We start from the raw sequence: 26677 nt of genomic DNA, 5'->3' as shown, positions 1-26677 counted from the left end.
ACGAACACGGGATGGGGGCACGGATGACGACGACCCGCAGCGGAAGCCGTCGGCACCGGGCCGGGCTCGCGCTGGCCGCGGCGGTGGCCGGCGTGCTGGGCTGGCCGGGAGCGGCGCTGGCGGCGGAGGTGACGACCACGCCGACCCAGGCGACGCAGGGCGACGCGGTGACGTGGCACCTGGTGGTGCCGGAGGAGCGGCCGGGCGCGCGCACCGAGAAGATCGAGTTGAGGCTGCCGGAGGCGACCCCGATCGGCGAGGTCTACCCGCTGTCGGTGGACGGCTGGGCCCCGCTGATCACCTTCCGCGACCTGGACCAGCCGGTGGCCGGCATGCACGCCCCCGGGGTCACCCAGGTGACCGCGGCGGTGACGTGGACCCGGGCCGCCGGCAAGCCGGTGCCGGGTCCGGCCCGGCTCTCACTGGCCATGGGTCCGCTGCCGCTGGTCGACCGGATGAGCGTCGAGCTGGTCCAGACGTACTCGGACGGCACGGTGGTGCGCTGGGCCGACCCGTCCGGCGGCGCCCGCCCCGCCCCGACGCTGGCGCTGGTGCCGCCGGCTCCCGGCACGGTGGTCGGGCACGAGCACGGCGGCGCGACGCCAGCGGTCGCCGGCCAGGGCGGGGCGGGCCACACCCCGCCCGCTGCCGACGCCGGCGGGCCGAGCGCCGACGTGCTGCTCGGCGGTGGCCTGGTGGTGGGTCTCGGCGGCGGCGCGCTGATCGGCTGGATGGTGAGCCGGGCCCGGCACCGCGCCGAGCCGGACGACGACGAGCCGCAGGAGGAGCCGTCGACCGGGCGACCCGACGACGGGCGGCCGGCCGGGGAGGTCCGGCCGCTGACCGAGCCGATGGGTTCCCGCTGAGATCAGCCCGCCCACTCCGGCAGCGGCTCCCGGGCCGCCAGCCAGCGGTCCGGCACCCCACCCGGGGTGCCCACCCCGGTGTACGCGGCGACCACCGCACCGGCGATCGCAGCGGTCGTGTCGACGTCCCCGCCGGCCTCCACGCAGACCCGGACCGCGCCCGGATAGTCGGACAGGTGGGTGACGGCCACCCAGAGGGTGAAGGCCACGGTGTCCTGGGCGGTGACCCGGGAGCCGTTGCCGAGCGCCGCCACGGCCTCCGGCAGCGGCCGACCGAGCAGGGTGGCGGCCCGCCGTATCCCTGCGGCGACCGCGCTCGCCGGGTCGAGCGCGCCGGCGACGGCGGCCAGCAACCGGACCGGGTCGGGTCGGTCGCCGTCGAGCCGGGCACGGGCGGCGAGCGAGGCGGCGACGGCCACCGCGACCGCGCCGGCGATCCCCTCCGGGTGGGCGTGGGTGACCTCGGCGCTGGCGCGGGCCTGGGCGGCGGCGCGGGTGGTGGAGTCGGCGAACCAGGCGCCCAGCGGCCCGACCCGCATCGCCGCCCCGTTGCCGCAGGAGCCCTGCCCGTCGAAGGCCGAGGCGGCGGCCACCGGCCAGGGCGTGCCGGTACGGATCAGGCGCAGGATCGCCACCGCACCCGGCCCGTAGCCTCGGTACGGCTCGCACCGCTCGGCGAAGGCGAGGGCCAGCCGGTCCCGGTCGACGCCGCCGTGGGCGGCGAGTTCGGCCAGCACGGAGCAGGCCATCTCGGTGTCGTCGGTCCACCGCCAGGGCGGCGGGGGGAGCCGGTCGGCGGCCAGGTCCGCCGCGTGCCGGCCGGGCACGAGGAACTGCGAACCGAGGGCGTCGCCCACGGAGAGGCCGGCCAGGCTGTCCCGGGCCAGCGCCAGCCGGGCGTCGGGGAACAGGGTGAACGTCATCGTCGTGCCAGCTTGCCTGGTTCGGGGGAACGCCGCAACGTGATCAACTTGCCACCGGCAGTACGGTGCTGACGTGGCAACCGTGCTCCTGGTCGAAGACGACCACGTCGTACGCGGCGCGATGCTGCGTTCCCTGACGGAGCGGGGGCACGCGGTGCACGCCGTCGGCACGGCGCTGGACGCGTTGCGTCGGGTCGCCGCCGAGGCCCCCGATCTCGTCGTGCTCGACCTCGGCCTGCCCGACCTGGACGGCTCGGACGCCTTGCGGATGCTGCGCGGTATCACCGACGTGCCGGTCATCATCGCCACCGCCCGCGACGACGAGCAGTCGGTGGTCCGGCTGCTGCGTGCCGGCGCCGACGACTACATGGTCAAGCCCTTCACCGGCGCCCATCTGGACGCCCGGATCACCACGGTGCTGCGCCGGGTCGGCCGGGCCAGCCGGGCGGTGCCGCCGGCGGTGCACACCGTCGGCGGGCTGCGGGTGAGCGTGGGCGAGCGCAGCGCGGTGCTCGACGGGGAGCCGCTGGCGCTGACCCGCAAGGAGTTCGACCTGCTGGCGTATCTCGCCGCACGACCCGGCCGGGTAGTGTCCCGGCGGGAACTCTTGGAGGAGGTATGGCGGCAGCCGTCGGTCGGCGAGGACCAGACCATCGACGTTCACCTCTACTGGCTGCGCCGAAAGATGGGCGAGTCCGCGGCGAAGCCCCGCTACCTGCGCACCGTGCGGGGGGTGGGCTTCCGGTTGGTGGCCCCGGACTGAGGCTGGCGCTGGCGTACCTCACCGCCGGCATGTGCGCGCTCGTCGCACTCGCGTTCCTGGTGCCGTTCGGGTTGACCCTACGTGCCGAGGCCCGCGACGCGGCGCTGGCCGACGCGGCGCGGCGCGCCGCCCTGGTCACCGGCGCGCTCGCGGTGAGCACCGATCCGGCGGCGGTACGTCGGGCCGTGGCGGCCAGCGGCGACGACCCGGCCACCCGGCCGGTGGTGCACGGGCTGGGCGGCGCGGAGCCGGCCGGCCGGGCCACCGAGGATGACCTGGACCGGGCCCGTACCCGGCGGCGGACGGTGGTCAGCGACGTCGACGGTGGGCTGCTGCGGCTCGATCCGGTGGTGCTCGACGACCGGGTCGCCGTGGTGGAGACCTTCGTTCCCGACGCCGAGTGGAGCGCGGGCGTCGGCGGGACGTGGCTGCTGTTGGCCGGGGTCGCCGTGGCGCTGGTCGGCGCGGCGGTGATCGTGGTGGACCGGGTGGCGACGCGGGCGGTCGACGCCACGAAGGGCCTGGTCCGGGCCGCCCTGGCGGTCGGCGACGGCGACCTGGGTGTCCGGGTGGAGCCCAGCGGGCCCCGGGAGCTGGCCGAGGCGGGGTACGCCTTCAACCGGATGGCGGACCGGCTGGTCGCCGCCCGCACGGACGAGCGGGAACTGGTGGCGGACCTGTCGCACCGGCTACGTACCCCGCTGACCGTGCTGCGGCTCGACGCCGAGGGGCTCGACTCGGACGACACCGGCGTCGGTTCGTTCAGCCCGGCGGAGCTGGACCGGCGGCGGACGATCCGGCGGATCCGGCAGGCCATCGTCACCCTCGAGGGTGAGATCGACGTGCTGATCAAGACCACCCGCAGGGCGGTCGCCCGCGACACCGGGCCGGCGGAGTGCGACGTCAGCGAGGTGGTCCGGGACCGGATGGTGTTCTGGGCGGCGCTGGCGGGCGACCAGAACCGCCCGCACCGGGTGGTCGGAGCCCAGCTGCGCATCCCTGCCCCGGTCCCCCGGGCCGAGCTGGCCGCCGCGTTGGACGCCGTGATCGGCAACGTCTTCCGTTACACCCCCCAGGGGACCGCCTTCGAGGTGGCGGTCTCCCGCCGGGACGGGTACGTGGCGATCCGCGTCGACGACGCCGGCCCGGGCATCGCCGACCCGGACCGGGCGCTGCGCCGCGGCGCCAGCGACCAGGGGTCGACCGGGCTGGGGCTGGACATCGCCAAGCGGGTGGCGTTGCAGGCCAATGGCTCGGTGAGCATCGACCGGGCCCGGCTCGGTGGGGCGAGCGTGGTGATGCTGCTGGCGGACCCGGAGGCGACGCCCCGGCAGGTCAGCCGGTTCGGGCTGGTCGGCCGGATGGCGCGGGAGGTCCGCGAGCAGAAGACCAACGGCCGCCGCTGGCCCCGCCGGCGTTCCTAACCACCGTCGGCGACACGCCACCACCGGGTGCCCGGGCCGCTCGCTCAGCGCGGCCCGGTCGCCGCGTACGCGTCGATCTCGGCGCTGATCCGGGCCTTCTCGCCCGGCGCCAGGAACGAGGCGGTCACCGCGTCCTTCGCCAGCGCGGCCACCCGGTCCGTACCGGCGTCGAGCAGCCGGGCGGCCACGGCGTACTCGTCGTTGAGGGTGGTGCCGAACATCGGCGGGTCGTCGGAGTTGACGGTGACCAGCACGCCCGCGTCGACCAGCCGCCGCAGGGGGTGGGCGGAGATGTCGGGGACCGCCCGGGTCCGCACGTTGGAGGTCGGGCAGACCTCCAGCGCGATCCGGTGTTCGGCCAGGTACGCCAGCAGCTCCGGGTCGTCGGCGGCGGAGATGCCGTGGCCGATCCGCTCCGCGCCGAGTTCGCGCAGCGCGTCCCAGACCGTCTGCGGGCCGGTGGTCTCCCCGGCGTGCGGCACCGACCGCAACCCGGCCGCCCGGGCCTGGTCGAAGTACGGCTTGAACTGCGGTCGGGGCACGCCGATCTCCGGGCCGCCCAGGCCGAAGCTGATCAGCCCGTCGGGCCGCTCCTCCAGCGCGATGCGCAGGGTCTCCTCGGCCGCCGGCAGCCCGGCCTCGCCGGGGATGTCGAAGCACCAGCGCAGGGCGATGCCGAAGTCGGCCTCGGCCCGCTTGCGGGCGTCCTCGATCGCCTCGCAGAACGCCGGGGCGGGGATGCCCCGGCGCACGTGCGAGTACGGGGTGACGGTCAGCTCGGCGTACCGGACCTGCTGCCGGGCCAGCTCGCGGGCGACCTCGTGGGTGAGGATCCAGACGTCCTCCGGGTCGCGGATCAGGTCCACGACGCTCAGGTAGATCTCGATGAAGTGGGCGAAGTCGCGGAAGGCGAAGTAGTCGGCCAACGCCTGCGGGTCGGCCGGGACCGGGCTGCGCCCCTCGTGCCGCGCGGCGAGCTCGGCCACGATGCGGGGCGAGGCGGAGCCGACGTGGTGCACGTGCAGCTCCACCTTGGGCAAACCGGCGATGAAGGTGGGCAGGTCGGTCACAAGTTCTCCTCTGCACGGGCGCCGGTGCGGGCGACCACGAAGATCCGGCGGAACGGGAAGCACACCTGACCATGCCGCACCGGGTACGCCTCGGCGAGGCGTACCCCCAGTTCGGCCCGGAAGTCGGCCCAGCCGGCGGCGTCCAGCGCGGCCCGTACGGGGCGCAGCGCCGTGCCCTCCATCCAGCGCAGCACCGGGTGGTCGGCGGCGGGTTCGGCCGGCAGCAGGTGCACGTACACAGTCTCCCAGGCGTCGACGGCGCACCCGGCGCCGGTCAGGGACGCGGCGTAGTCGACGGCGTCGTCGACCGGGGCGTCCCGCAGCAGCGGGCCGAGGGTGCCCGCCCACCGGTCCCGGCGGGCGACCTCGCGCAGGGCCCGGTGCGACGGGGCGGCGAAGTTGCCGGGCACCTGGAACGCCAGCCAGGCGCCGGTGGGCAGTTCGTGGGCCCAGCGGGCCAACAGCTCCCGGTGCCCGGGCACCCACTGGAGCACCGCGTTGGCGACGAGCACGTCCACGTCGGGGCCGGGTCGCCAGTCGGCGACGTCGCCGACGCGGAACTCGGCCCGGGTGTCGAGGGTGGCGGCGCGGGCGATCATCTCCGGGGAGGCGTCCAGGCCGGCGACGCGGGCGGCCGGCCAGCGGGCGGCCAGGGCCGCGGTCAGGGTTCCGGGACCACAGCCGAGGTCGACCACGGCGCGCGGCCGGTCCGCCGGGACCCGGGCGACGAGGTCGTGGAACGGGCGGGACCGCTCGCCGCCGTAACGGAGGTACGTGTGTGGATCCCACATCGCCAGCTCCAAACCGTACGTACGTATTGCTGCGAGCGTACGGCCCGCGGCACGGGCCGGCAAGCCGGTCACTAGGCTCGGGCGAATGGAACAACGCAGCTTCGACCGGCTCGGCCGGCAGGTGGGTGTGGTCGGCCTCGGCGCCTGGCAGCTCGGGGCGGACTGGGGGCAGGTCGGCGAGGACGACGCCCTGGCCGTCCTGGCCGCCGCCGTGGACTCCGGAGTCACCTTCCTCGACACCGCGGACGTCTACGGCGACGGCCGCAGCGAACAGCTCATCGGCCGCTTCCTGCGGGAACGGCCCGGACACGGGCTGACCGTGGCGACCAAGATGGGCCGCCGGGTGCCGCAGACGCCGCAGGCGTACACCCTGGACAACTTCCGGGCCTGGACCGACCGGTCCCGGGCCAACCTCGGCGTGGACACCCTGGACCTGGTCCAGCTGCACTGCCCGCCGACGCCCGTCTTCGCCGACGACCGGGTCTTCGACGCCCTGGACACCCTGGTGCAGGAGAAGCGGATCGCCGGGTACGGCGTCAGTGTCGAGACCTGCGACCAGGCGCTCACCGCGATCGCCCGGCCCGGGGTGGCCAGCGTGCAGATCATCCTCAACGCCGTCCGGCTCAAGCCCCTGGAGCGGGTGCTGCCCGCCGCCGCCTCCGCCGGCGTCGGGATCATCGCCCGGGTGCCGCTCGCCAGCGGTCTGCTCTCCGGTCGGTACGACGAGCGCACCACCTTCGCCGCCGACGACCACCGGAACTACAACCGGCACGGGGAGAGCTTCGACGTCGGGGAGACCTTCTCCGGCGTCGACTACGACCTCGGCCTGGAGGTCGTCCGCCGGCTCGCCCCGCTGGTCGGCCCCGACCGCACCATGGCGCAGTTCGCGCTCCGCTGGATCATCGACCAGCCCGGCGTCACCGTCGTCATCCCCGGTGCCCGCAATCCGGAGCAGGCGCGGGGCAACGCCACCGCCGCGGCGCTGCCGCCGTTGAGCGACCCGGAGCGCGACACCGTACGCGCCGTCTACGACGAGTTGGTCAGGCCCCGGGTGCACGACCGGTGGTGAGCCGTGCCGGCAGGGTGCTCGCGGCCGGCCCCGCCAGCCCGGATGCTGGGGGTGGGGCCGGCGCGGCCGGCGCACTGGAGGTGGCACGGATGAGAGGTTGGTTCACGCTCACCCTCGGCCTGCTGGCCGTGGTGACCGGCGCCGTCTGGACGGTGCAGGGGCTCGGCTACGTCAGTGACAGTGTCATGACCGGCCAGCGGGTCTGGGCCGTGCTCGGCCCGGCGCTGGCGGCGGTCGGGCTCGGCCTGCTCTGGCGTGGCATGCGGTCCCGGCGGGGCGGCTGAGCCGACGGCGGCGACCGCCCGGACGGCCCGGGAACGCGGAAAGCCCCGCGTCCGAAACAGACACGGGGCTTCTCGTCGATCCGGCTGGCCGGATCACCCGGGCCGGCGGCTGCCGACCGGCACTGATCAGATGGGGCGGACCTGCTCGGCCTGCGGACCCTTCTGACCCTGGGCGATCTCGAACTCCACCCGCTGGTTCTCCTCCAGCGTGCGGTAGCCGCTGGTCTGGATGGCCGAGAAGTGGACGAACACGTCAGCACCCCCGCCGTCGACGGTGATGAAGCCGAAGCCCTTGTCAGCGTTGAACCACTTCACGGTTCCCTGCGCCATGTGTATCTCCTTCTAAAACTGGCGGCCGAGCACGCCGTGCGGCCGATTGGCCGTTTTCGAGCAGCGGCGCCTGAGACGGCCTCCACGAAGGAGACTTCTCTCAACCCACGCCATCTCTCAACAGCGGGGATCAGCAAACCACGTACGCAAAAACTCTGCACAGCCTACCCGACGAAGTTCTCCGACATGTGACCTGACGGATGCCGGATCTCTGCTCGGCGGCCCCTTTGGATCATGCGAGAGGCCCCCGCCGCCGGGTGCGGGACCAGGCCCTGTCCGCCCGTCGCGGTCAGTCCGGCCAGCTGCCGGTCAGTCGCCGTACGCCGACCGCCCCGCCCCGGTCCACCGCCGCCCGGACCACCGAGAAGATCGCCCCCTGCAACGCCGCCGCGGCGAGAATCTCGCCCCAGCCCCGGTCCTCGTCGGTCGCGCTGGGCGCCTCGCCGTCCCCGGCGGTCATCTTCCAGACCTGCCGGAAGATGACCCCGGCGACCGTGCCGGCGGCCAGACCGAGCAGCACCCCGACGGGCCGGTACGCGGTCTTGCCGATGCCCTTGCTCACCTACGCCTCCCCCGCACGATCAGCAGCACGACCACCGTCGCCAGCGCTCCGGCCGCGATCGCCGCCCAGGGCGCCGGTCCGCGCCCGAGCGCCTCCCGGTAGTCCCGCGACCGCAGTTCGCCGGTCTTCTGCGCCGCCTGCCCGCGAACCCGGGCCACGGTGAGCGTCGCCTGCTCGCGCATCCGCTCCCTCGCCTGGCCGGCGGACTCCCGCAGCCGGGCCTTGACGTCGGCCTTCGCGGCCAACAGCTCCATCGTCTCGCCCAGTTCCACCCGGGTTCGCCGGATCTCCTCGCGGAGAGCCTCGGTGTCGCCGGTCCCGTTGCCCGTCATGCCCGTCCCCTGTCCTTCACGGCCGCGGTGACGACGTCCATGTCCGCCCGCAGGCTCTGGACCGTCGACGCCGGGACCGGGGGGACCGCACGGCTGACCTGCTTCTTCCCGACCAGGGCGAGGACGCCGGCGATCAGGAACAGCACCACCGCCACGATCAGGGCGGCCGCCCACGCGGGCAGCGCCAGGTCCAGCAGCAGGATCGCCGTGGCGACCAGCGCGCCGAGCCCGTAGAGGGCGAGCGCCCCGCCACCGCCGAAGAGGCCGATGCCGATCCCGGCGTGCTTGCCCTTCTGGGTCAACTCCGCCCGGGCCAGCGCCAGCTCGTCCCGCACCAGCCGGGAGACCTGCTCGGTGGCCCGCTGCACCAGTTCGGCGGTGGACGGCTCACTCCCGTTCGGGGACGTGCGGTGGTTCGCGACGTCAGCCATGCTGTCCTCCTTTCGTCGTCACCGCGCTGAATGCCCGGAGTCGCCGTCCGTCAATCCTGCGTACGGTGACCAACCACATCTGACCTCAGGTCAGGCCGTACCGTCCGGCGAAACGCGGAAGCGGATCCGACAAAGCCCCCGTGACCCGGGGCCACGGGGGCTTCGGGTGATCGGTCAGCGGCGACCGTCGAGGGACTCCTCGGCGCCGACGAGCGTCCCGCCGCGCCCGTCCGCACCGGCGTCGGTCCGGCCGTCGGGGGACTCCCGGCGGTCGTCCGCCCGGGCCTCGGTCCGGTCGCGGGGCTCGGCGTCGTTGTCGGGGCCGACGAAGGCCTCGCTGCGGGCCTCACCGTCGTCGCTGCCGCCGAAGACCCGGGCGTCGTCCGGCACGTCGGTCTCCGGCCGGCGGCGCCCCGGCCGGCGCGGCTGCACCCACTGCCAGGGCAGGCTGCCGGAGGAGTCGCCGATCTCGGTCCGCGTGCGCGGCAGCGCGGTCGGCCGCTGGTCGCGGATCCAGCAGACCAGGTGCTCACGGACCAGGCAGCGCAGGTCCCAGAGGCTGCCCGCGTCGGCGGCGCTGACCAGCGCCCGGAGCTTGACCAGACCGCCGGTCGCGTCGGTCACCTGCAGCACGCACACCCGGCCGTCCCACAGGTCTGTGCTCTCCACCAGCCGGCGCAGCTCCTCGCGCATCGCCTGTACCGGGATCGACCAGTCGACGTCGAACTCGGCGGTGCCGAGCACGGCCGCCTCGGTACGGGTCCAGTTCTGGAACGGCGTGCTGGTGAAGTAGGAGGTGGGCAGGATCAGGCGCCGGTCGTCCCAGATCTGCACCACCACGTAGCTGAGCGTGAGTTCCTCGATCCGGCCCCACTCCCCCTCGACGACCACCACGTCGTCGAGGCGCACGGCGTCGCTGAAGGCGAGCTGGAGGCCGGCGATGACGTTGCCGAGCAGGCTCTGGGCAGCCAGCGCGGCGACCACACCGGCCACACCGGCACTGGTCAGCAGGCCCGCGCCGATGCCGCGTACGGCGGGGAAGGTCATCAGCATCACGCCGATGGCCAACACCACGATCACCGCGATGGTGAGCCGGCGCAGCAGGACCACCTGGGTACGCACCCGGCGGGCATGGCGGTTGTTCGGCACGTCCACCCGGAACCGGGCCAGTGCGGTGTCCTCCACCACCACCAGCAGCGCGGCCACCAGCCAGGCGGTGGCGGCGACCACGCCCAACACCAGGGTGTGCAGCACCACCTGCCGCCACGGGGTGCCCACGGCGTACCCGGTGCTGAACCGCACCGCGAGCTGCGCGGCCAGCACCGTCGCGGCGACCTGGAACGGCCGGTGGACGTGCTCGGTGAGCTCGGTCATCAGCAGCGAACGCCGGCCCAGCCGGCGGATCGTCCGATGCACCACCGCGGCGACGAACAGGGCGATCGCCGCCGCGGCTGCCGCGGCGGCGATCGTCACGAGGTAGTTGCGCACTGAGTCTCCCTCCGACCGGGCGGATCAGCTCCGGGCAAAAGCCCTATGGTGCCCGGCGCGCCCGGGAATCAACCAACTCAGACGCGGCGGTAGCGGGACTGCAGGAAGCAGTAGACGCCGAAGGCGGCGATACCGAGGGCCATCAGCACCAGCAGGATCTGGCCGTAGGGCTGGTCACGCAGGGTGCGCAGGGCGCCGTCCAGGCCCCGCGACTTCTCCGGGTCGTAGTTCACGGCGGCCACCATGATCAGCAGACCGGCGACCGCGAACACGCTGCCGCGGGCGATGTAGCCCGCCATCCCCAGCCGGCGGCTCAGCGTCCGGGTCTTCGGGCTCATCTCGCCGATCTTCAGGTTGCGCTCGAACTTCTTCCTGAGACCGTAGATCACCATGCCGACGCCGACGGCGGCGAGCGCCAGGCCGGCGATCCCGACCAGCCAGCGACCGCCGGTGGACGCCATCAGTCTCGCGGAGAACGCCTCCTGCTGGTCGGCGCTGTCGGCGCTGGCGTTCTGGACGACGGTGAGCGCGGTCCAGGCGAGCCAGAGGAAGACCACGGTACGCACGACCGAGGCGACCCGCTCGAAGAGCCGCTCCCTGCCCCGCTTGGCGTGGTGGCCGACGGCCGCCTCCAGCGCCTGCCAGATGGCCATGGCGACCAGGCCGACGGCGATCGCGATCAACAGGAACTTACCCAGGGGCTGCGCGCCCAGGGTACGCAGCGCGCCGTTCTGGTTGGCCTCCTCGCCGGAGTTGCCGAAGGCGACCTGGAGGGCGAGCCAGGCGAAGAGCAGGTGCACGATCCCGTAGCCGATGAAGCCGGCCCGGGCGAGGAGTTCCAGCCAGCGGCTGTCGGCGGTGCGGGCGGCGGTGGCTTCGGCGTTCCGGGTGAGAGACATAGGCCCGTCTATTGCCGAACGGGTTGATCCCCAAACGTGGGCCGCCGCCGGCCCGGTCAGCCGTTGGCGTTGCGCGCCACGCGGATCTTGACCTCCTGGTCGGTGACGCTGTCCAGCGTCACCGCGAAGCCGCCCACCTCGGCGGCCTGCTGGCCGGTGGTGAGGGAGACCCGCTCGCCGGCGACCTCGACGGTGACCTGGTCACCCTCGGCGCCGATCAACTTGGCCTTGACCCCGAGGATGTTGGCCTGCGCGTCGACGCCCCGGTCGAAGGTGACCGTGCAGGCGTCCAGACCACAGTCGGTGCGGGCGCCCTCGGAACTGCATCCGGCCAGCAGTGCCGCGCCGAGGGCGAGGGAGGCCAGCAGGCCGGCCGTCCGACGGATGGGGGTGCGGGGGTGGGTACCGGTTCGGGTCGTCACCCGTCCAAGGGTACGAGACGCGGGCCACGCGGCACCGCCCGAGGCACGGCCGCGATGCCGGGACGGCGTACCACGGGCCGCGTCCACCACTACACCATCGTCGCCGAGGTGAACCGGTTGCTCGCCGAACCGGACCGGCCGGCCCGGCGGGGGGAGACAATGACCGGGTGAGCCTGCTGGTCGAGGAGAACCCCGCCAAGCGCCGCTTCGAGATCCTGGTCGACGACGCGCTGGCCGGCTTCACCGCGTACCTGCCCCGGGGCGGGGTGCGGGTGTTCACCCACACCGAGATACGCCCGGAGTACCAGGACATGGGCGTCGGCGCGGCGCTGGTCCGGGCCACCCTGGACCAGGTGCGCGCGGAGGGCGGCCGGATCGTGCCGCAGTGCCCGTTCGTGCGGGCCTTCATCACGCGCCATCCCGAGTACGCCGACCTGGTGGTCATGCCCACCTGAAGGGGTCAGCGCCGCCCGGCGAGCAACTCGGCGGCGGCGCGGGCCCCGGCCCTGGTCGCGCCGTGGGTGGCCACGTGCACCCGCCCGACCACCAGCTCGGGCACGCCCAGCTCCACCACCACCGCGTCGGGACGGGCGGACAGGGCCCGGGTGACGGCCGCTAGCATCCAGCCGTGCCGGTGCAGGTCCCGGACCACCAGCACCACCGGACGCGCCCCGGCTCCCGCGGTCGGATCGGCCAACGAGGCGGCCCCGCCGGCCGCCCTCGCCGCGGCGGCGGCCCTGGTGGCCGGGACGGTGGCCGTGGGGGTCTCGGCCAGCCGGACGGTGCGGGTGCCGGGCAGCAGCACGGCCAGGGGCTCGCCGATCCCCCACGGGGTCTCCGGGCCGATGGCGATGTTGCGAGGGGGGACGAACTCCACCACGTGCGCGGGCCCGGGCAGCGGCAGCCGGGAGTGTGGGTCGCCGGTGACCCGCACGGCCCGGCGCGCGGCGGCCAGCCCGATCCGGGAACCGTCGGTGCACGGCAGCGCCCGCGTCGGCCCGGCGGCCCGGGTGGCCAGCGTCCAGGCGGCGAGCTGGCCGACCCGCTTGGCGGCCTCGGCGAGCCGCTCCTCCGGCAGCTCACCGGTGACGACGGCGGCGACGACGGCGTCGCGCAGATGCCGGGCCACCGCCTCGTCGGCGTGCTCACCGCCGACGCAGACCGCGTCCGCCCCGGCGGCCAGGGCCCGCACGGCCGCGCCGGCCGGGCCGTACCGGTCGGCGACGGCGCGCATCTCCACCGCGTCGGTGACCACCACCCCGGAGAAACCCAGCTCGCCGCGGAGCAGGTCGCCGAGGACGCGGGGACTGAGGGTGGCCGGCAGTTCGGCGTCGAGAGCGGGGACGAGCAGGTGGCCGGTCATCACCGCCTGCACCCCGGCGGCGACGGCGGCCCGGAACGGGACCAGCTCGACGGCGTCCAGCCGGGACCGGCTGGCGCCGATGCGGGGCAGGTCGTGGTGCGAGTCGACCCGGGTGTCGCCGTGACCGGGGAAGTGCTTGGCGCAGGCCGCCACCCCGGCGGACTGGAGGCCGCGTACCCAGGCGGCGGTGTGCCGGGCGACCAGGTGCGGCTCGGCGCCGAAGGCGCGTACGCCGATCACCGGGTTGTGCGGGTTGTCGTTGACGTCGGCGTCGGGCGCGTAGTTGAGGGTGACGCCGAGCGCGGCGAGGTCGGCGCCGAGGTCGCGAGCGACCTCCTCGGTCAGCGCCGGGTCGTCGACCGCGCCGAGCGCGAGGTTGCCCGGGCGGGAGCTGCCCCGGGTGGATTCGATCCGGGTGACGTCACCGGCCTCCTCGTCGATGGCGACCAGCACGTCGGGGCGTTCGCCGCGCAGGGCGGCGGTGAGCGCGGCGAGCTGGGCCGGGTCGACGACGTTGCGGGCGAAGAGCACCACCCCGCCGAGCCCCTCGCCCAGCCAGCGGCACACCCAGTCGGGCGGCGTGGTGCCGACGAAGCCCGGCTGGAGGACGGCCGCCGCGAGCCGGACCAGGTCGCGCTCGCTCATGCCGTCGCCACCCGGTCGGCGACCCGGCGGGCCACCCGCGACCCCACCCTGACGATCCGCTGGCTCATGCCGCCTCGTACCCCCCGGTCGCGGTCGACGGCCCGTCGCCGTCGCGGTGCTGCCATGGTCACACCGCACCGTTAAATAGTCAATAAACCTTACTGTTAGGACCTGGCGTCCGCCCCGGGCCGCGTGCGACAGTGCCGGCATGGATCCGCTGCCGCTCGCCGACGCCACCTCACCGGCCGACATCCCCGGCATACGCCTGCTCGGCGTGGTGGTCGGCGGTCTGCTGCTGGTCGCCGCCATCCGGGCGATGTTCCGGCGACGCTGACTGATCTCCCGCCGCCGGGGTACCGATCCCCCGCGTCAGCCCGGCACATCCCGGGCCGGACGTCGGCGAGGAGGAGACATGAGGATCGGCTACTTCCTGTCCAGCGAGGAGTACACCCCGGCGGAGCTGCTGGACCAGGCACGCGGTGCGGAACGGGCCGGGTTCGAGGCGCTGTGGATCTCCGACCACTACCACCCGTGGGTCGACGCGCAGGGCCAGAGCCCCTTCGTCTGGTCGACCATCGGCGCGCTGAGCCAGGTCTGCGCGCTGCCCGTCACCACCGCGGTCACCTGCCCGACGGTACGCATCCACCCGGCGGTGATCGCCCAGGCGGCGGCGACCAGCGCCGTGCTGCTCCAGGGCCGGTTCGTGCTCGGTGTGGGCAGCGGCGAGGCGCTCAACGAGCACATCCTCGGCGACGCCTGGCCGCAGACCGACGTCCGGCTGGAGATGCTGGAGGAGGCGGTCGGGGTGATGCGGGAACTGTGGCGGGGCGGCTTCGTCAACCACCACGGCAAGCACTACACGGTCGAACACGCGCGGATCTACACGTTGCCGGAGCAGCGGGTGCCCATCTACGTCTCGGGCTTCGGACCGAAGGCGGTCGACCTGGCCGCCCGGATCGGCGACGGTTACGTCAGCACCATGCCCGACGGGGAGCTGGTCCGCCGGTTCCGGGACAACGGCGGCGGTGACAAGCCGTGCCAGGCCGGCTTCAAGGCGGCGTACGCCGGCAGCGAGGACGAGGGCATGCGCATCGCGTACGAGCGGTGGCCCAACGCCGGGGTGCCGGGCGAACTGTCCCAGGTGCTCCCGTCGCCGCGCCACTTCGAACAGGCCGCGCAGCTGGTGAAGCCGGAGATGATGAAGGAGGCGTTCGTCTGCGGCAACCGCGCCGACGCGCACCTGGAGATGATCGACCGGTACGCGAAGGCCGGCTTCGACGAGGTCTACGTGGCCAACACCGGCCCGAACTGGCAGGGCCTGTTCGACCTCTACCAGCGCGAGGTGCTGCCCCGCCTGCGGTGACCGCCGGCGGACGGCCGTGGCCCGCGCCCCGGTCGACGGTTTCGGCGATGATCGGCACGGGTACCTCCGGCCCCTGATGAAACTGTCCACGAACACCACGACGTTGCGCCGCGCGGCGCGCAGCCTCTTCGGCTGGACCACCCTGCGGCCGCCCCAGCTCGCCGCCATGCGCGCGGTGATGAAGCGGCGCGACGCGCTGGTGGTGCTGCCCACCGGTGCCGGCAAGTCGGCGATCTACCAGATCCCGGCCAGTCTGATCCCCGGGCCGACGGTGGTGATCTCCCCACTGCTGGCCCTCCAGCAGGACCAGATCGCCGCGCTCAACGAACGGCAACGCCCGGAGCTGCGGGCGGTGCGGATCAGCTCCGCCGAGAGCCCGTCCCAGCAGATTGAGGCGATCACCGAGCTCCGCGAGGGGCGGGCGGAGTTTCTCTTCATCACCCCGGAGCAGCTCAGCGACCCCGACCGGATGGCCGAGGTGCGGTCGCTGAAGCCGGCCCTGGTCGCGGTCGACGAGGCGCACTGCATCTCCGCCTGGGGCCACGACTTCCGCCCGGACTACCTGGCGCTGGGCCACCTCGTCGACGGCCTCGGCCGGCCGCCGGTGGTCGCCCTGACCGCCACCGCGTCACCCCCGGTACGCGACGACATCATCGCCCGGCTGCGGCTGCGCGACCCGGAGGTGGTGATCTCCGGGCTGGACCGGCCGAACCTCTTCGTCGAGGTCGCCCACTGCCCCACCGACGACTACCGGTGGCGGCGGCTGACCACGCTGCTGCGCGACGACGAACGCCCGGGCATCATCTACGTGCCCACCCGTCGCGCCGCCGAGGACCTGGCCGCACGGCTCACCGAAGCCGGCCTCCCGGCGCAGCACTACCACGGCGGGATGCCCACCGGCGCCCGCCACGAACTGCACGAGGCGTTCCTCGCCGACCGGGTGCCGATCATGGTGGCCACCTCGGCCTTCGGCATGGGCATCGACAAGCCGAACATCGCCTGGGTGGTGCACATGGCGCTGCCCGACTCCCCGGACAGCTACTTCCAGGAGATCGGCCGGGCCGGCCGGGACGGCGAGCCGGCCCGGGTGCTGCTGCTGTGGCGGGCCGAGGACGTCTCCCTCCAGCGCTACTTCAGCGGCGGCCTGCCGGATCCCACGGAGCTGCGGGACCTGGCCGCGCTGCTGCGCAAGCAGCCCCGCACCAGGAAGGAGCTGCGCGAGCTGACCGGCCTCGGCGCGCGCAAGCTGGGCCAGTACCTGGCGCTGCTGGAACAGGTCGGGGCGGCGCGGCCACGCGCGAGGCAGCAGATCGGCACGCCCCGGTACTCCCCGACGCCGGTGGACGCCGCCGCGGCCGCCCTGGCCGAGGCGGAACGCCAGCGGACCGTCACCCGCTCGCGCACCGACATGATGCGCGCCTTCGCGGAGACGACCGCCTGCCGGGGGCAGACCCTGCTGGCGTACTTCGGGGAGCGGATGTCCGCCGTGTGCGGGCATTGCGACAACTGCCACGCGGGCAGCAGCAGCGCCGACGACGGCGCGGTCGGCCCGTTCCCGGTACACAGCCAGGTCCGGCACCCGGAGTGGGGGGCCGGCCTGGTGCTCAACTACGTCGACGACCGGATGACGGTGCTCTTCGACGAGGTCGGCTACAAGACGCTTTCCGTGCCCGTGGTGTCGGAGCAGGGTCTGCTGACGCTGGACTAGCCTGACCGGGCACCCGCGCGGGTGCCACGCACGTGTGAGAAGTGACCCAGGGCGAGAGGGGCTCAAGTCGTGATCGAACAGCCGGCGTACACCGGTTTCGGGTTCTCCGACGAGGAGTGGGGGCTGCTGGTCGGCCTGCCGCAGGCGGTGCTCACCGCCGCCAGCGCCGCCGAGTCCGACGGCACCCGGCGCACCCGTGCGGAGACCGCCGCCGGTCTGGAGACCATCGCCACCGGCCGGGAGTCGGCCAGTCCGCTGGTCGCGGCCGTGGCCGGGGAACTCGTGTCGCGGGTGGGCGACCCGGAGGCCGGCGAGGAACTGCCGGTCATCGAGCCGGCCGACCCGCAGGGCCTGATCGACGACGTGCTGGCCCGCGCAGGCCAGGCGTCCGCCCTGCTCGGCGCGAAGGTCGACGAGGGCGAGGCCGGGGCGTACCGGCACTGGCTGGTGGAGATCGCCGAGCAGGTGGTGGGCGCGGTCCCGACGGGCGGCCTCCTCGGCATCGGCGGCGACCAGGTCAGCGACTCGGAGCGGCGCTTCCGGGACCGGCTCTCGCACGTCCTCAACGACTGAGGCGCGCGACGACGGCGGCGTCCCCGTGGAGCGCCGCCGTCGTCGCGGGTCGGCGGGCCGCGTCAGGCGATCCGGCGTCGGAACAGCACGGCGGCGAGCACCACGGACACCAGCAGGATGCCGAGGCACCAGGCCGCCGCGAGGGCCGGCGCCGACCCGGGCGGTGTGCCGAGCAGCAGCGCCCGCAGGGTCTCGATGACCGGGGTGACCGGCTGGTGGTCGGCGAAGCCGCGCAGCCAGCTCGGCATGGTCTGCACCGGGACGAACGCGCTGCTGGGGTAGGGCAGGAACATGACCAGGAAGGTGAAGCCGTTGGCCGCCTCCGGGGTCCGGGCGAGCAGCCCGAACGCGGCGGACAGCCAGGACACCGCCAGCAGGAACAGCAGCAGCACCCCGGCCGCGGCGAGCCAGCCCAGGGGGTCGACGGCCGGACGGAACCCGATCGCCACGGCCACGCCGAGGACGAGCACCGTCGAGACCAGGTTGCGCACGACGCTCGCGACGACGTGGCCGCCGAGGATCGCGGTGCCGGCGACGTCCATCGTGCGCAGCCGTTCGACCAGGCCGTTGCCGAGGTCGGTGGTGACGCTCATCGCGGTGCCCGCCGCCCCGAACCCGGCGCAGAGCAGGAGCACCCCGGGGACGACGTAGGTGACGTACGCGCCACCGGTGTCGATGGCGCCCCCGAAGAGGTAGACGAAGATCAGCATCAGGATCACCGGCAGCAGCAGCGAGGTGAGCAGCGCGTCGACGTTGCGGCGGGACAGCCGCACGCACCGTTGCACCAGGACGGACAGCTCGGTCCCTCGGGCGGTCAGCTCAGACACCGGCCACCTCCCGCTCGGTGGCGGGCACCGCCCGCCCGGTCAGGGTGAGGAAGACGTCGTCGAGGCTCGCGGTACGCAGGTGAAAGCGCTCGACGCCCTGCCGGTCGGGGTCGACCTCGTCGAGCAGTCGGCGGACCTGCGGCGCGTCGCCGTCGATGGGGACGGCCAGTTCGCGCCGGCCGGCGTCGGCGTGGGCCACCCGGCCGCCGAGCCGGCGGACCGCGGCGGCGAACCGGTCGTCGTCGCGCATGGTGAGTTCCAGTCGGTGGGCGCCGAAGCGCCGCTTCAGCTCCTCGGCGGTCCCCTCGGCCGCGAGCCGGCCTCCGTGCAGGACCGCCACCCGGTCGGCGAGCCGGTCGGCCTCCTCCAGGTACTGCGTGGTCAGCAGCACCGTGACGCCTCCGGCGGCCAGCTCCGCGACGACCTCCCACAACGCCTGCCGGCTGCGCGGGTCGAGCCCGGTGGTCGGCTCGTCGAGGAAGATGACCGACGGCGAGCCGACCAGGCTGGCGGCGAGGTCGAGCCGGCGGCGCATCCCGCCGGAGTACGTCGACACCCGGCGGCCGGCCGCCGCCGCCAGGTCGAAGCGCTCCAGCAGGTCGGCGGTGCGTCGGCGGGCCGCCGGGCGGGACAGCCCGGCGAGCCGGGCCATCATCGTCAGGTTCTCCACCCCGGTCTGCGTCTCGTCGAGGGCCGCTTGCTGGCCGGCGAGGCTGATCCGCCGGCGCACCCGGCGCCGGTCGCGGACCACGTCGAGACCGTCCACTTGGGCGCTTCCGCGGTCGGGGGTGGTCAGCGTCGACAGGATCCGCACCGTGGTGGTCTTGCCCGCGCCGTTGGGCCCGAGCAGGGCGTACACGCTGCCCCGGGCCACCCGCAGCGTCAGCCCGTCGAGCACCGCCACCGCGCCGAAGGACTTGCGCAACCCGACGGCCTCCACCGCCGGAGTTGTCCACTCCCCCATGGTTCCTCACTCTCCGTGTTCTGCGTATGCCATACGCTTTACTGCGTAAATGATACGCAGAAGGTAGGATGGCGCGTCAACACCGCGAACGAGAGGCGAGGATGAGCGAGCCGGACGACGACCTGCCCGAGAGCGTGGTGATCGCCTGGGGCCTGCGGGAGCGTCCTGGCAAGGGCCCACAGCGCAGCCTCACCCTGGACCAGATCGTGGCCGCCGCCGTCCGGGTGGCCGAGGCCGACGGGCTGGCCGCCGTCTCGATGAGCCGGGTCGCCGGCGAGCTGGGCGTGGCCACCATGTCGCTGTACCGCTACGTGTCGGCGAAGAACGACCTGGTGGATCTGATGACCGACGCCGCCTACGGCGATCCTCCGCCGCCACGCGGCCCGGACGAGGGGTGGCGGTCGGCGCTCACCCGCTGGGCCGAGGCCAACGTGGCGGCCATCCGCCGCCACCCGTGGCTGCGGCACGTCCCGGTCAGCGGCCCGCCGATCCGCCCCAACCAGGTGCGCTGGATGGAACGAGGGCTCGACTCCCTGCGCGGCACCGGCCTGCTCCCGAGCGAGCGCCTGTCGACGGTCCTGCTGGTCAGCGGGTACGCCCGCCACTGGGCGACGCTGACCGCCGACCTCGCCGAGGCGGCTGCCCGTGCCAAGCTCACCGCCGAAGAGGTCGGCGTCCGCTACTGGCGGCACCTCGAACGGCTCACCCGGGCCGGCGCCTTCCCGGCGATCCGGGAACTGCTCGCCGAGTGGGTCGGGGAGGAGGACGACGAGGAGTTCGACGCGGAGTGGCAGTTCGGCCTCGACCGCGTGCTCGACGGTGTCGATGCCCTGATCCGCAGCCGGTCGCCCGCCTGAGCCGGCGAAGCCGGTCAGGCCTCCTCCAGCAGCTCGAGGACCGCCCGCTCCGCCTCCTCGCGCGGTGTCCGCGGGCCGATCGGCACCAGCACACCGTCGTGGTAGCGGTCCACCACCCGCGGGTCCACGTACGACGTGCGCGCCACCGTCGGCGTGTTGCCCAGCAGCTCCGCCACCTCACGCATCACCGCGGCGACCGCCCTCCGGCGCGCGGTCACCGAGCGCTGCCGGCCCACGGTGGCCAGCTCGGTGGCCGCCAGGACGGTGGCGTGCCAGGTACGGAAGTCCTTCGCGGTCATCTCCCCGCCGCTGGCGTCGCGCAGGTAGTCGTTGACCTCGTCGCTGCGCACGTCGCGCCAGGCGCGGCCGTCCCAGTAGCCGAAGAGCCGCTCCTCGGCGCGGCGGCGGCGACGCAGGGTGGCCAGCACCCGGCACAGCTCCGGATCCTCGATCCGGCGGACCTGCTCGACGCCACCCTTGGCGGGAAACTCGAAGACCACGCAACCGCCCCGGGACCGGGCGTGCTCCGGGCGCAGGGTGGACACGCCGAAGGTGGCGTCCTCGCCGACGGCGTACTGGTCGTTGCCGACCCGGAACATGCCCATGTCGAGCAGTCGGGCGACGGTGGCCAGCACCCGCTCCCGGTGCAGGCCGCGCCCGTCCAGGTCGTGCGCGATCCGGGTACGCAGAACCGGCAACCGGTGGGCGACCTCCAGCACGTGGTCGAACTTCGCCTCGTCCCGCTTGCGCCGCCACTGCGGGTGGTAGAGGTACTGCTTGCGGCCGGCCGCGTCGATGCCGGTGGCCTGGATGTGCCCGTTCGGGTACGGCGAGATCCACACGTCCTGCCAGGCGGGCGGGATCACCAGATCCCGCAGCCGGGCCCGTTCGGCGGGATCGCGAACCGGCTCGCCCCTCGGGTCCAGGAACACCCAGCCCCGCCCGGCCCGGCGGCGCCCGTAGCCCGCCCGGCCCGGATCACTACGCCGCAACCGCACCGGAGATCCGTACCGCCTCTTCGGCCTCGTCCACGGCGGCCAGCACCCGGTCCACCGGCAGGGCCGCCAACGTCGGATGGGTTCCTACCCCGGCCGTACCCGGCCAATCCTGTCCCCCACACCACAGCACCCGGTGCCGGAGGCGGCCCGGCGGCGGCCCCCACTGGGCAGGGGGCACCGGGCCGAAGAGCAGCACCGACGGGGTGGCGTACGCGGTGGCCAGATGCCCGATGCCGGTGTCGCCGCTGACCACGAGGCGGGCGTGGGCGACCAGCGCGGCCAGTTCGCCCAGGTCGGTGCGGCCGGCCAGGACGACGTCGGGCGGCAGCCCGGCGGCGGCGGCCACCCGCCCGGCCAGATCACGCTCGGCCGTGGAGCCGGTCACCACCACCCGGTGGCCCCGGCCCGCCAGTTCCCGGGCCAGCGCGGCGAACCGCCCGGCCGGCCACCGCTTCTCCGGCGCCTTGCTGCCGGGGTGAACGACCGTAACGCCGACCGGCGTCGCACCCGACGCGGGCCGCCGCAGGGCCAGATCGGCCGGGTCGGCGGGGATGCCGTACCAGGCGAGCAGCCGGCACCAGCGGTCGACCTCGTGCTCCCCGGCCCGCCAGCGCGGGCCGTCGAGGTGCCCGGCCGGTGGGCACCGGAAGGCGAGCAGCCGTCCCGCGCCGGAGAGCATCCGGTGCGACTGCGGGCCGCGCCCGTGCAGGTTGACCGCGACCGGCGGCGACGGCCACGGCGGCGGGCCCAGCCCGTCGATGGGCAGCACCCGGTCCACCGCGTCGACCAGGTCGGCCAGCGGCGCGAGCCAGGCCGGCGCCGCCAGCGCCAGCTCCTGGTCGGGGTACGCGGCCCGCAGCGCGCGCAGCGCCGGCACCGCCGTCGCCAGATCGCCCACCCCCAGGGCGCGGAGCACGAGGATCACGGCCAGGACGTTTCCCGCTGGGCGCAGACCACCAGTTCGCGCACGGCGCAGCCGGGCGGCTGGGACAGCGCGAACATGACCGCCGCGGCGGTGTCGGCGGGGTCGTTGAGGTTGGCGTCCGGGCCCGGCTTGTACTGCTCGTCGCGGTCGTCGAAGAACGCCGTGCGCATCCCGCCGGGGATCAGCAGGGTCACGCCGACCCGGCCGGCCAGCTCGGCGGCGAGGGCACGGGTGAAGCCGACCACCCCGAACTTCGCCGCGCAGTACGCGGTGGCGTCGCTGACCGCCTTGATCCCGAGCGTCGAGGCGACCGTGACGACGTTGCCGTGGGCCGCCTCCAGGTAGGGCAGGGCGGCGCGGACCACCGCGGCGGTGCCGAGCAGGTCGACGGTGACGATCCGCTCCCAGGTCTCCCGGGGCACGTCGGCAAGCCTGCCGGGCACGTCCATGCCGGCGGCGGTCACCACCGCGTCCAGGCCGCCGTGGCGTTCGGCGAGGTCCCGGGTGGCCTCCTCGGCGGCCCGGGTGTCGGCCAGGTCGCACTCGACCCACGGCACCCCGTCCGCCGGCGCCTGCCGGTCCAGCACCAGGGGCCGCCCGCCGGCCCGGGCCACCGCGGTCACCACGGCCGCGCCGAGGCCCCTCGATCCGCCGGTGACCAGGACGGTCGGCCCGGCACCCGGCGCTGCGCTGCTGGTCATCGTGCTCCTTCCGCGGTGGGACGAGCGGCACGGCCCGGACCGGTGCGGGCGACCAGGCGCCGCTCGCCACGCGCCGCCGCGATCATGTCGGTGGTGGAGCGACCGTGCAGGTAGGGCACCACCACGGTCTGCCCGCCCCAGCGACGCAGCAGCTCCGCCTCCGGCAGGGAGGAGGTGTCGCCGCCACCGGTGGCGTAGTCGCCGCCCTTGACCCAGATGTCCGGACGCAACCAGCTCAGCGCGGCGTGCGGGGTGGGCTCGTCGAAGACCATCACCGCGTCCACGCAGCTCAACGCCGCCAGCAGTCGGCTGCGGTCGCCCTGGGACACCACCGGGCGGTCCGGTCCCTTCAGCCCGGCCACGCTGGCGTCGGAGTTGAGGCAGACGACCAGGCAGTCGCCGAGCTGCCGGGCTGCCTGGAGGGTGGCGACGTGCCCGGCGTGCAGCAGGTCGAAGCAGCCGCCGGTGGCGACCACCGTCCCGCCGGCCGCGCGTACCTCGGCCACCACCGCGCCGGCCGCCGCCGCCCCGATCCGCTCCCCGTCGCCGGTGAGCACCACCGGCGGGGCGGCGTGCACCGCCCGGGGCAGCGCGGCAGCCACTCCCCCGCCGGCCACGTACGCCGACGCCTCCGCCACCGCCTCCTGCACCGCCTCGGAGACCAGCGCGCCACGGGCCAGGGCGAGGGTGGCGGCCGAGGCGAACCGGTCGCCGGCCCCGCAGGTGTCGCCCTCGGCCGTGACCGGGGCGGAGACGACCAGCGGGGTCGACCCGGCGTGGCAGAGCAGCGCCCCGTCCCCGCCGAGGGTGACCGCCACCGCGCCGGCCCGCCACCGCTCACGCAACCCCTGCGCGCCCCGGGCGGCGGTGGCCAACCGGGACTCCCCGGCGGGGACCTTGGTCAGTTCCCGGGCCTCCGGCTCGTTCGGAGTGGCCAGGGTGACCCCGGGCACTGCCGCCGGCCCCCGGGGATGCGGGTCCCACACCACCGGGGCACGGGTCGAGGCGAGGGCGGCGCGCAGCGCCGGCTGCCGGGCCACGCCCCGGCCGTAGTCGCTGACCAGCACGGCCGACGCGTCGGCGAGCAACCGCAGCACCGCCTCGTGCGGCTCCCCGGGCTCGCCGGCCGGGCCACCCCGGTCGTGGCGCAGCAGCACCCGGCCCCGCGCCCGCAGCCGGATCTTCTCCGGCGTGGCCCCGGGCAGCGGCAACGCGTACACCCGCACCCCGGCGGCGGTCAGCAGCGCGGCGAGCCGGGCCCCGGCGGCGTCGTCGGCGAGGGCGGTCACCAGGGCCACCTCGGCGCCCTGGGCGGCGGCGAAGACGGCTGCCAGGCCGGCCCCGCCGGGCCGGTCGGCGTGCGCGGTCTCGTCCAGCACGGGGACCGGGGAGTCCGGGCAGAGCCGGTTCACCACGCCCTCCACGTCGCGGTCCAACAGGGTGTCGCCGACGACCACCAGGGGTCCGGTCACGCTGGCCCTCCTCATCCCTCCACCACCCGTCGCCCACCCCCGTCGAGCAGCACCTCCACTCCGGCCCGGACCGGTCCGGCGCTGGTCGGGGCGCCCTCGAGTCCGGCGTCGACGGTGCCGTCCCCACCGGCGGTCGCCAGGGGCGCCGGCTCCACCGGGGTACGGCACGCGGCCGGCAGCTCCCGTTCGACGTACTCGCAGAGCACGTGCGTGGAGACCAGGTGCAGTTCCTGCACCACCTGGCTGTCCGGCGAGGCGACGGAGAGCACGTCGTGGCAGGCCTCGGCGAGCGGGTTCGGGGTCGGGCCGGTGAACGCCCAGCAGCGCAGGCCGGTCTGGCGGGCGGCGTCCACCGCGCGTAGCAGGTTGGTGCTGGCGCCGCTGGTCGACATCAGCAGCAGGATGTCGTTCTTCCGGCCGTGTGCGCGGACCTGCCGGGCGAAGACCTCGTCGTAGCCGTAGTCGTTGCCGATCGCGGTCACCGCCGAGGTCTCGGCGTGCAGGGCGATCGCCGACAGGGGCTGCCGGTCGTCGCGGAGCTTGCCGACCAGTTCGGCGGTGAGGTGCTGGGCCTCGGCGGCGCTGCCGCCGTTGCCGGCCACCAGCAGCCGTCCACCGTTGGCCAGCGTCCGGGCCAGCTCGGCGCCCCAACGGGCCAGCAACTCCTCGCTGTCCCGGTACGGCAGCAACGCCTCGGCCAGCAACGTCAGGTGCGCGTCGAGCAGCCCGGCCGCCATCAGGCGACCACCCGGGTCGGCCGGCGGACCGTGGTGACCTCGCCGTACAGTTCCGCGATCCGCTCGGCGGCGGTGGCCCAGGAGTAGCTGCTCCGGGCCCGTCGCAGCGCCGCGGTGGCGTACCCGAACCGACGGATCCGGTCGTCGAGCAGGCGCCGGACCGCGGTGCCCAGTGCCTTCGGGTCCCGGGCCGGGACCAGGTCGCCGGTGACCCCGTCCACGACGGTGTCCTTGATCCCGCCGACGGCGGTGCCGACCACCGGCACGCCGCACGCCATCGCCTCCAGCGGGGTGAGCCCGAACGGCTCGTACCAGGGGGCGGCGACGAGCAGGTCGGCGGAGCGGTACCACGCCCCCATCTCCTCCCGGGGTACCGCGCCGACCAGCCGGACCCGGTCGGCGACCCCGCAGGTCTCGGCGAGGGCACGCAGCCGGCGGGCGTACGGGTCGGTCTCCAGCAGCCCGGCGGGCGGACCGCCGACGATCACGCACTCGGCCCGGGGGGCCAGCTCCATCGCCCGGATCACCGTCTGGAAGCCCTTGCGTTCGACCAGCCGGCCGACGGTGAGCACCCGGGGCGTGTCGGGCTCCCGCTCGGCGGCCGGGCCGAGGGGGGCGAAGGTGGTCAGGTTGACCCCGGACGGGATCACCGTCATCTTCGACCGGGGCACGCCGAGGCGGACCAGTTCGCCGACCTCGTCCTGGCACTGGGCGATCACCCGGTCCACCGAGCGGCCCAGTTCCCGCTCGTAGCCGATCCGCCGGGCCGGGCTGGTGTCCTGTACGCCCTGGTGCCGCCTCTTGACCGTGCCGAGCGCGTGGTACGTCTGCACCACCGGCACCCCGGTCTGCCGGCCGGCGGCCAGCGCGGCGAGCCCGCTCATCCAGAAGTGCGCGTGGATCACCTCGGGCGCCCAGTCGCCGCCGCGCCACCGCGCCACCAGCCAGTGGCTGAACTCCTTCATGTGCGGCAGCAGGGCGTCCTTGGCCACCGGCTCGGCCGGTCCGGCCGGTACGTGCACCACGTCGTACCCGCCCGGGGCACGGACGGCGACCGGCAGGTCGACGGCGTCGCGGCGGGTGTAGACGCGCACGTCGTGGCCGGCGGCCACCAACGCGGCGGAGAGCTCCGCGACGTGGGTGTTCTGCCCGCCGGCGTCCTCACCGCCCAGCACGGCGAGCGGGCTGGCGTGCTCGGAGATCATCGCGATGCGCATACTTCCTCCTCCAGCAGGCGGTCCCAGTCGGCGAGGAATCGGTCCAGGCCGTAGCGGCCCAGGGCGGCGGCGCGGGCCCGCTCGCCCGCCCGGCGGGCCTCGGCGGGTTCGCCGACGAACCGCCGAGCGGCCTCCACCAGCACGTCCATCCGGGTGGAGATGACTCCGGCGTCGGGTGGGACGGCGTCGACGGCTTCGGTGGTGGCGAGGGCGATGATGGGCATGCCGATGTGCATGGCTTCGATGAGGCTGAGTCCGAGTGAGGTCCAGCGGCAGAGGTGCAGGTAGGCGCGGCGTTGGGCGAGTTCGGTGTGCATCTGGTGTTGTGGCACGTCGTCGTGGCTGGTGAGGCGGTCGGTGGGTAGGCCGAGGTGGTGGGCGAGGCCGGTCACTTTCATGCCGAAGACGTCGAGGGGGGCGATCTGGGCGAAGTGGGTGAGTAGGTCGGTGCCGGTGGTGCGCCAGCGGCGGATGGGTTCGTTGATGACGACGGCGAGGCGGTTGAGTTGTCCGGTCCATGGGGTGGTGGGTGGTACGACGCCGTGTTCGATGACGGTGGTGCGGGTGGTGCCGTTGTCGTAGAAGAGTTGGTTGAAGTGGGTGACGTGGGTGAGGAGGAGGTCGTCGCGGTCGGCCATGGGGTGGCGGGTGTGGGGGACGTCGCCTTTGGGGG

General features: G+C 74.6%; 31 protein-coding genes and 1 pseudogene. 11 read left to right on the top strand and 21 right to left on the bottom strand.

From position 1 onward, the window contains the following. Positions 1 to 23: 23 nt before the first annotated feature. Complete coding sequence (locus E1165_RS02980; protein WP_132387432.1) at positions 24 to 866, top strand: DUF1775 domain-containing protein; 843 nt, start codon at positions 24 to 26, stop codon at positions 864 to 866. A 2-nt stretch (positions 867 to 868) separates the two neighbouring features. Here E1165_RS02980 and E1165_RS02975 read toward each other — a convergent pair whose 3' ends face one another. Further along, positions 869 to 1789 carry an ADP-ribosylglycohydrolase family protein gene (locus E1165_RS02975; RefSeq protein WP_132387430.1) on the bottom strand — a complete coding sequence of 307 codons (921 nt, stop codon included), beginning with the start codon at positions 1787 to 1789 and terminating at the stop codon, positions 869 to 871. A 73-nt stretch (positions 1790 to 1862) separates the two neighbouring features. On the opposite strand from E1165_RS02975, the gene E1165_RS02970 reads away from it, so the two are divergent. Both E1165_RS02970 and E1165_RS02965 read left to right on the top strand, forming a co-directional pair. Next, a complete protein-coding gene (locus tag E1165_RS02970; protein ID WP_132387428.1) occupies positions 1863 to 2552 on the top strand; it encodes a response regulator transcription factor in 690 nt (229 codons plus the stop codon). Positions 2553 to 2581: 29 nt separating this feature from the next. Beyond that, positions 2582 to 3976: a HAMP domain-containing sensor histidine kinase gene (locus E1165_RS02965; RefSeq protein WP_132387426.1), complete on the top strand. Its 1395-nt coding sequence runs from the start codon at positions 2582 to 2584 to the stop codon at positions 3974 to 3976. A 44-nt stretch (positions 3977 to 4020) separates the two neighbouring features. Here E1165_RS02965 and E1165_RS02960 read toward each other — a convergent pair whose 3' ends face one another. Together E1165_RS02960 and E1165_RS02955 are read right to left on the bottom strand one after the other, a co-directional pair. Then, positions 4021 to 5046 carry an adenosine deaminase gene (locus E1165_RS02960; protein WP_132387424.1) on the bottom strand — a complete coding sequence of 342 codons (1026 nt, stop codon included), beginning with the start codon at positions 5044 to 5046 and terminating at the stop codon, positions 4021 to 4023. Next, a complete protein-coding gene (locus tag E1165_RS02955) occupies positions 5043 to 5837 on the bottom strand; it encodes a trans-aconitate 2-methyltransferase (RefSeq protein WP_132387422.1) in 795 nt (264 codons plus the stop codon). The genes E1165_RS02960 and E1165_RS02955 overlap by 4 nt, the downstream gene beginning before the upstream one ends. Positions 5838 to 5922: 85 nt before the next feature. Between E1165_RS02955 and E1165_RS02950 the strand changes: the two genes are divergently transcribed. Beyond that, the gene (locus E1165_RS02950) at positions 5923 to 6906 is read left to right on the top strand and encodes an aldo/keto reductase (RefSeq protein ID WP_132387420.1); all 984 of its coding nucleotides are present in this window, start codon (positions 5923 to 5925) and stop codon (positions 6904 to 6906) included. 89 nt (positions 6907 to 6995) lie between these two features. Beyond that, a complete protein-coding gene (locus E1165_RS02945) occupies positions 6996 to 7190 on the top strand; it encodes a hypothetical protein (RefSeq protein WP_132387418.1) in 195 nt (64 codons plus the stop codon). A 126-nt stretch (positions 7191 to 7316) separates the two neighbouring features. Here E1165_RS02945 and E1165_RS02940 read toward each other — a convergent pair whose 3' ends face one another. From E1165_RS02940 to E1165_RS02910, 7 genes and pseudogenes are all read right to left on the bottom strand, one after another. Then, entirely contained in the window at positions 7317 to 7520 is a 204-nt protein-coding gene (locus tag E1165_RS02940) for a cold-shock protein (RefSeq protein WP_007075740.1), read from the bottom strand. A gap of 289 nt (positions 7521 to 7809) precedes the next feature. After that, positions 7810 to 8082 carry a DUF4235 domain-containing protein gene (locus tag E1165_RS02935; RefSeq protein ID WP_132387416.1) on the bottom strand — a complete coding sequence of 91 codons (273 nt, stop codon included), beginning with the start codon at positions 8080 to 8082 and terminating at the stop codon, positions 7810 to 7812. After that, positions 8079 to 8414, bottom strand: a complete 336-nt coding sequence (locus E1165_RS02930; protein ID WP_132387414.1) for a DUF3618 domain-containing protein — start codon at positions 8412 to 8414, stop codon at positions 8079 to 8081. Before E1165_RS02930 ends, E1165_RS02935 begins: the two co-directional genes overlap by 4 nt. Then, positions 8411 to 8845 (bottom strand): phage holin family protein, encoded by a 435-nt coding sequence (locus E1165_RS02925; protein WP_132387412.1) that lies wholly within the window; start codon positions 8843 to 8845, stop codon positions 8411 to 8413. Before E1165_RS02925 ends, E1165_RS02930 begins: the two co-directional genes overlap by 4 nt. A gap of 297 nt (positions 8846 to 9142) precedes the next feature. Beyond that, a pseudogene (locus E1165_RS02920) lies at positions 9143 to 10333 on the bottom strand (mechanosensitive ion channel family protein); the annotation flags it as partial. A gap of 77 nt (positions 10334 to 10410) precedes the next feature. Further along, positions 10411 to 11232, bottom strand: a complete 822-nt coding sequence (locus E1165_RS02915) for a DUF1206 domain-containing protein (protein ID WP_132387408.1) — start codon at positions 11230 to 11232, stop codon at positions 10411 to 10413. 56 nt (positions 11233 to 11288) lie between these two features. Beyond that, positions 11289 to 11654 carry a hypothetical protein gene (locus tag E1165_RS02910; protein WP_132387406.1) on the bottom strand — a complete coding sequence of 122 codons (366 nt, stop codon included), beginning with the start codon at positions 11652 to 11654 and terminating at the stop codon, positions 11289 to 11291. A gap of 167 nt (positions 11655 to 11821) precedes the next feature. Here E1165_RS02910 and E1165_RS02905 point away from each other — a divergent pair, with 167 nt between their 5' ends. Next, positions 11822 to 12109, top strand: a complete 288-nt coding sequence (locus tag E1165_RS02905; protein ID WP_132387404.1) for a GNAT family N-acetyltransferase — start codon at positions 11822 to 11824, stop codon at positions 12107 to 12109. A 5-nt stretch (positions 12110 to 12114) separates the two neighbouring features. Here the strand turns inward: E1165_RS02905 and E1165_RS02900 are convergent, their stop codons facing one another. Both E1165_RS02900 and E1165_RS30320 read right to left on the bottom strand, forming a co-directional pair. Further along, positions 12115 to 13662, bottom strand: a complete 1548-nt coding sequence (locus tag E1165_RS02900; RefSeq protein WP_132387402.1) for a glycoside hydrolase family 3 protein — start codon at positions 13660 to 13662, stop codon at positions 12115 to 12117. Next, positions 13659 to 13787 carry a hypothetical protein gene (locus E1165_RS30320; protein WP_256370636.1) on the bottom strand — a complete coding sequence of 43 codons (129 nt, stop codon included), beginning with the start codon at positions 13785 to 13787 and terminating at the stop codon, positions 13659 to 13661. The genes E1165_RS02900 and E1165_RS30320 overlap by 4 nt, the downstream gene beginning before the upstream one ends. Positions 13788 to 13870: 83 nt before the next feature. Between E1165_RS30320 and E1165_RS30315 the strand changes: the two genes are divergently transcribed. From E1165_RS30315 to E1165_RS02885, 4 genes are all read left to right on the top strand, one after another. Continuing rightward, positions 13871 to 13996 (top strand): hypothetical protein, encoded by a 126-nt coding sequence (locus E1165_RS30315; RefSeq protein WP_256370635.1) that lies wholly within the window; start codon positions 13871 to 13873, stop codon positions 13994 to 13996. Positions 13997 to 14074: 78 nt separating this feature from the next. Then, entirely contained in the window at positions 14075 to 15025 is a 951-nt protein-coding gene (locus E1165_RS02895; RefSeq protein ID WP_132387400.1) for a TIGR03557 family F420-dependent LLM class oxidoreductase, read from the top strand. A gap of 76 nt (positions 15026 to 15101) precedes the next feature. Continuing rightward, positions 15102 to 16733 carry a RecQ family ATP-dependent DNA helicase gene (locus tag E1165_RS02890; protein WP_132387398.1) on the top strand — a complete coding sequence of 544 codons (1632 nt, stop codon included), beginning with the start codon at positions 15102 to 15104 and terminating at the stop codon, positions 16731 to 16733. A 69-nt stretch (positions 16734 to 16802) separates the two neighbouring features. Further along, positions 16803 to 17306, top strand: coding sequence for a hypothetical protein (locus E1165_RS02885; RefSeq protein ID WP_132387396.1), 504 nt, complete (start codon positions 16803 to 16805; stop codon positions 17304 to 17306). 62 nt (positions 17307 to 17368) lie between these two features. Here E1165_RS02885 and E1165_RS02880 read toward each other — a convergent pair whose 3' ends face one another. After that, a complete protein-coding gene (locus E1165_RS02880; RefSeq protein ID WP_132387394.1) occupies positions 17369 to 18133 on the bottom strand; it encodes an ABC transporter permease in 765 nt (254 codons plus the stop codon). Continuing rightward, entirely contained in the window at positions 18126 to 19097 is a 972-nt protein-coding gene (locus E1165_RS02875; protein WP_132387392.1) for an ATP-binding cassette domain-containing protein, read from the bottom strand. Before E1165_RS02875 ends, E1165_RS02880 begins: the two co-directional genes overlap by 8 nt. Positions 19098 to 19198: 101 nt before the next feature. Between E1165_RS02875 and E1165_RS02870 the strand changes: the two genes are divergently transcribed. After that, complete coding sequence (locus tag E1165_RS02870; RefSeq protein WP_132387390.1) at positions 19199 to 19954, top strand: TetR/AcrR family transcriptional regulator; 756 nt, start codon at positions 19199 to 19201, stop codon at positions 19952 to 19954. 14 nt (positions 19955 to 19968) lie between these two features. Here E1165_RS02870 and E1165_RS02865 read toward each other — a convergent pair whose 3' ends face one another. The 7 genes from E1165_RS02865 to E1165_RS02835 form a co-directional block, all read right to left on the bottom strand. Then, positions 19969 to 20952 carry a DNA topoisomerase IB gene (locus tag E1165_RS02865; RefSeq protein WP_132387388.1) on the bottom strand — a complete coding sequence of 328 codons (984 nt, stop codon included), beginning with the start codon at positions 20950 to 20952 and terminating at the stop codon, positions 19969 to 19971. Next, complete coding sequence (locus tag E1165_RS02860) at positions 20936 to 21877, bottom strand: glycosyltransferase family 9 protein (RefSeq protein WP_132387386.1); 942 nt, start codon at positions 21875 to 21877, stop codon at positions 20936 to 20938. The genes E1165_RS02865 and E1165_RS02860 overlap by 17 nt, the downstream gene beginning before the upstream one ends. Further along, positions 21874 to 22578 (bottom strand): SDR family oxidoreductase, encoded by a 705-nt coding sequence (locus E1165_RS02855; RefSeq protein WP_132387384.1) that lies wholly within the window; start codon positions 22576 to 22578, stop codon positions 21874 to 21876. The genes E1165_RS02860 and E1165_RS02855 overlap by 4 nt, the downstream gene beginning before the upstream one ends. Next, positions 22575 to 24050, bottom strand: a complete 1476-nt coding sequence (locus tag E1165_RS02850) for a PfkB family carbohydrate kinase (protein WP_371687295.1) — start codon at positions 24048 to 24050, stop codon at positions 22575 to 22577. The genes E1165_RS02855 and E1165_RS02850 overlap by 4 nt, the downstream gene beginning before the upstream one ends. 11 nt (positions 24051 to 24061) lie before the next feature. Next, positions 24062 to 24787 (bottom strand): SIS domain-containing protein, encoded by a 726-nt coding sequence (locus E1165_RS02845; protein ID WP_132387380.1) that lies wholly within the window; start codon positions 24785 to 24787, stop codon positions 24062 to 24064. Continuing rightward, positions 24787 to 26004 carry a glycosyltransferase gene (locus E1165_RS02840; RefSeq protein WP_132387378.1) on the bottom strand — a complete coding sequence of 406 codons (1218 nt, stop codon included), beginning with the start codon at positions 26002 to 26004 and terminating at the stop codon, positions 24787 to 24789. Before E1165_RS02840 ends, E1165_RS02845 begins: the two co-directional genes overlap by 1 nt. After that, positions 25989 to 26677, bottom strand: a 689-nt coding sequence (locus tag E1165_RS02835; RefSeq protein ID WP_132387376.1) for a glycosyltransferase, incomplete at its 5' end; no start/stop codon positions are given. The genes E1165_RS02840 and E1165_RS02835, both read right to left, overlap by 16 nt.

The sequence above is a fragment of the Micromonospora sp. KC723 genome, assembly GCF_004348595.1.
In the GTDB taxonomy this organism is placed as follows: Bacteria; Actinomycetota; Actinomycetes; order Mycobacteriales; family Micromonosporaceae; genus Micromonospora.
This window is presented reverse-complemented; position numbering and strand designations above follow the sequence as displayed.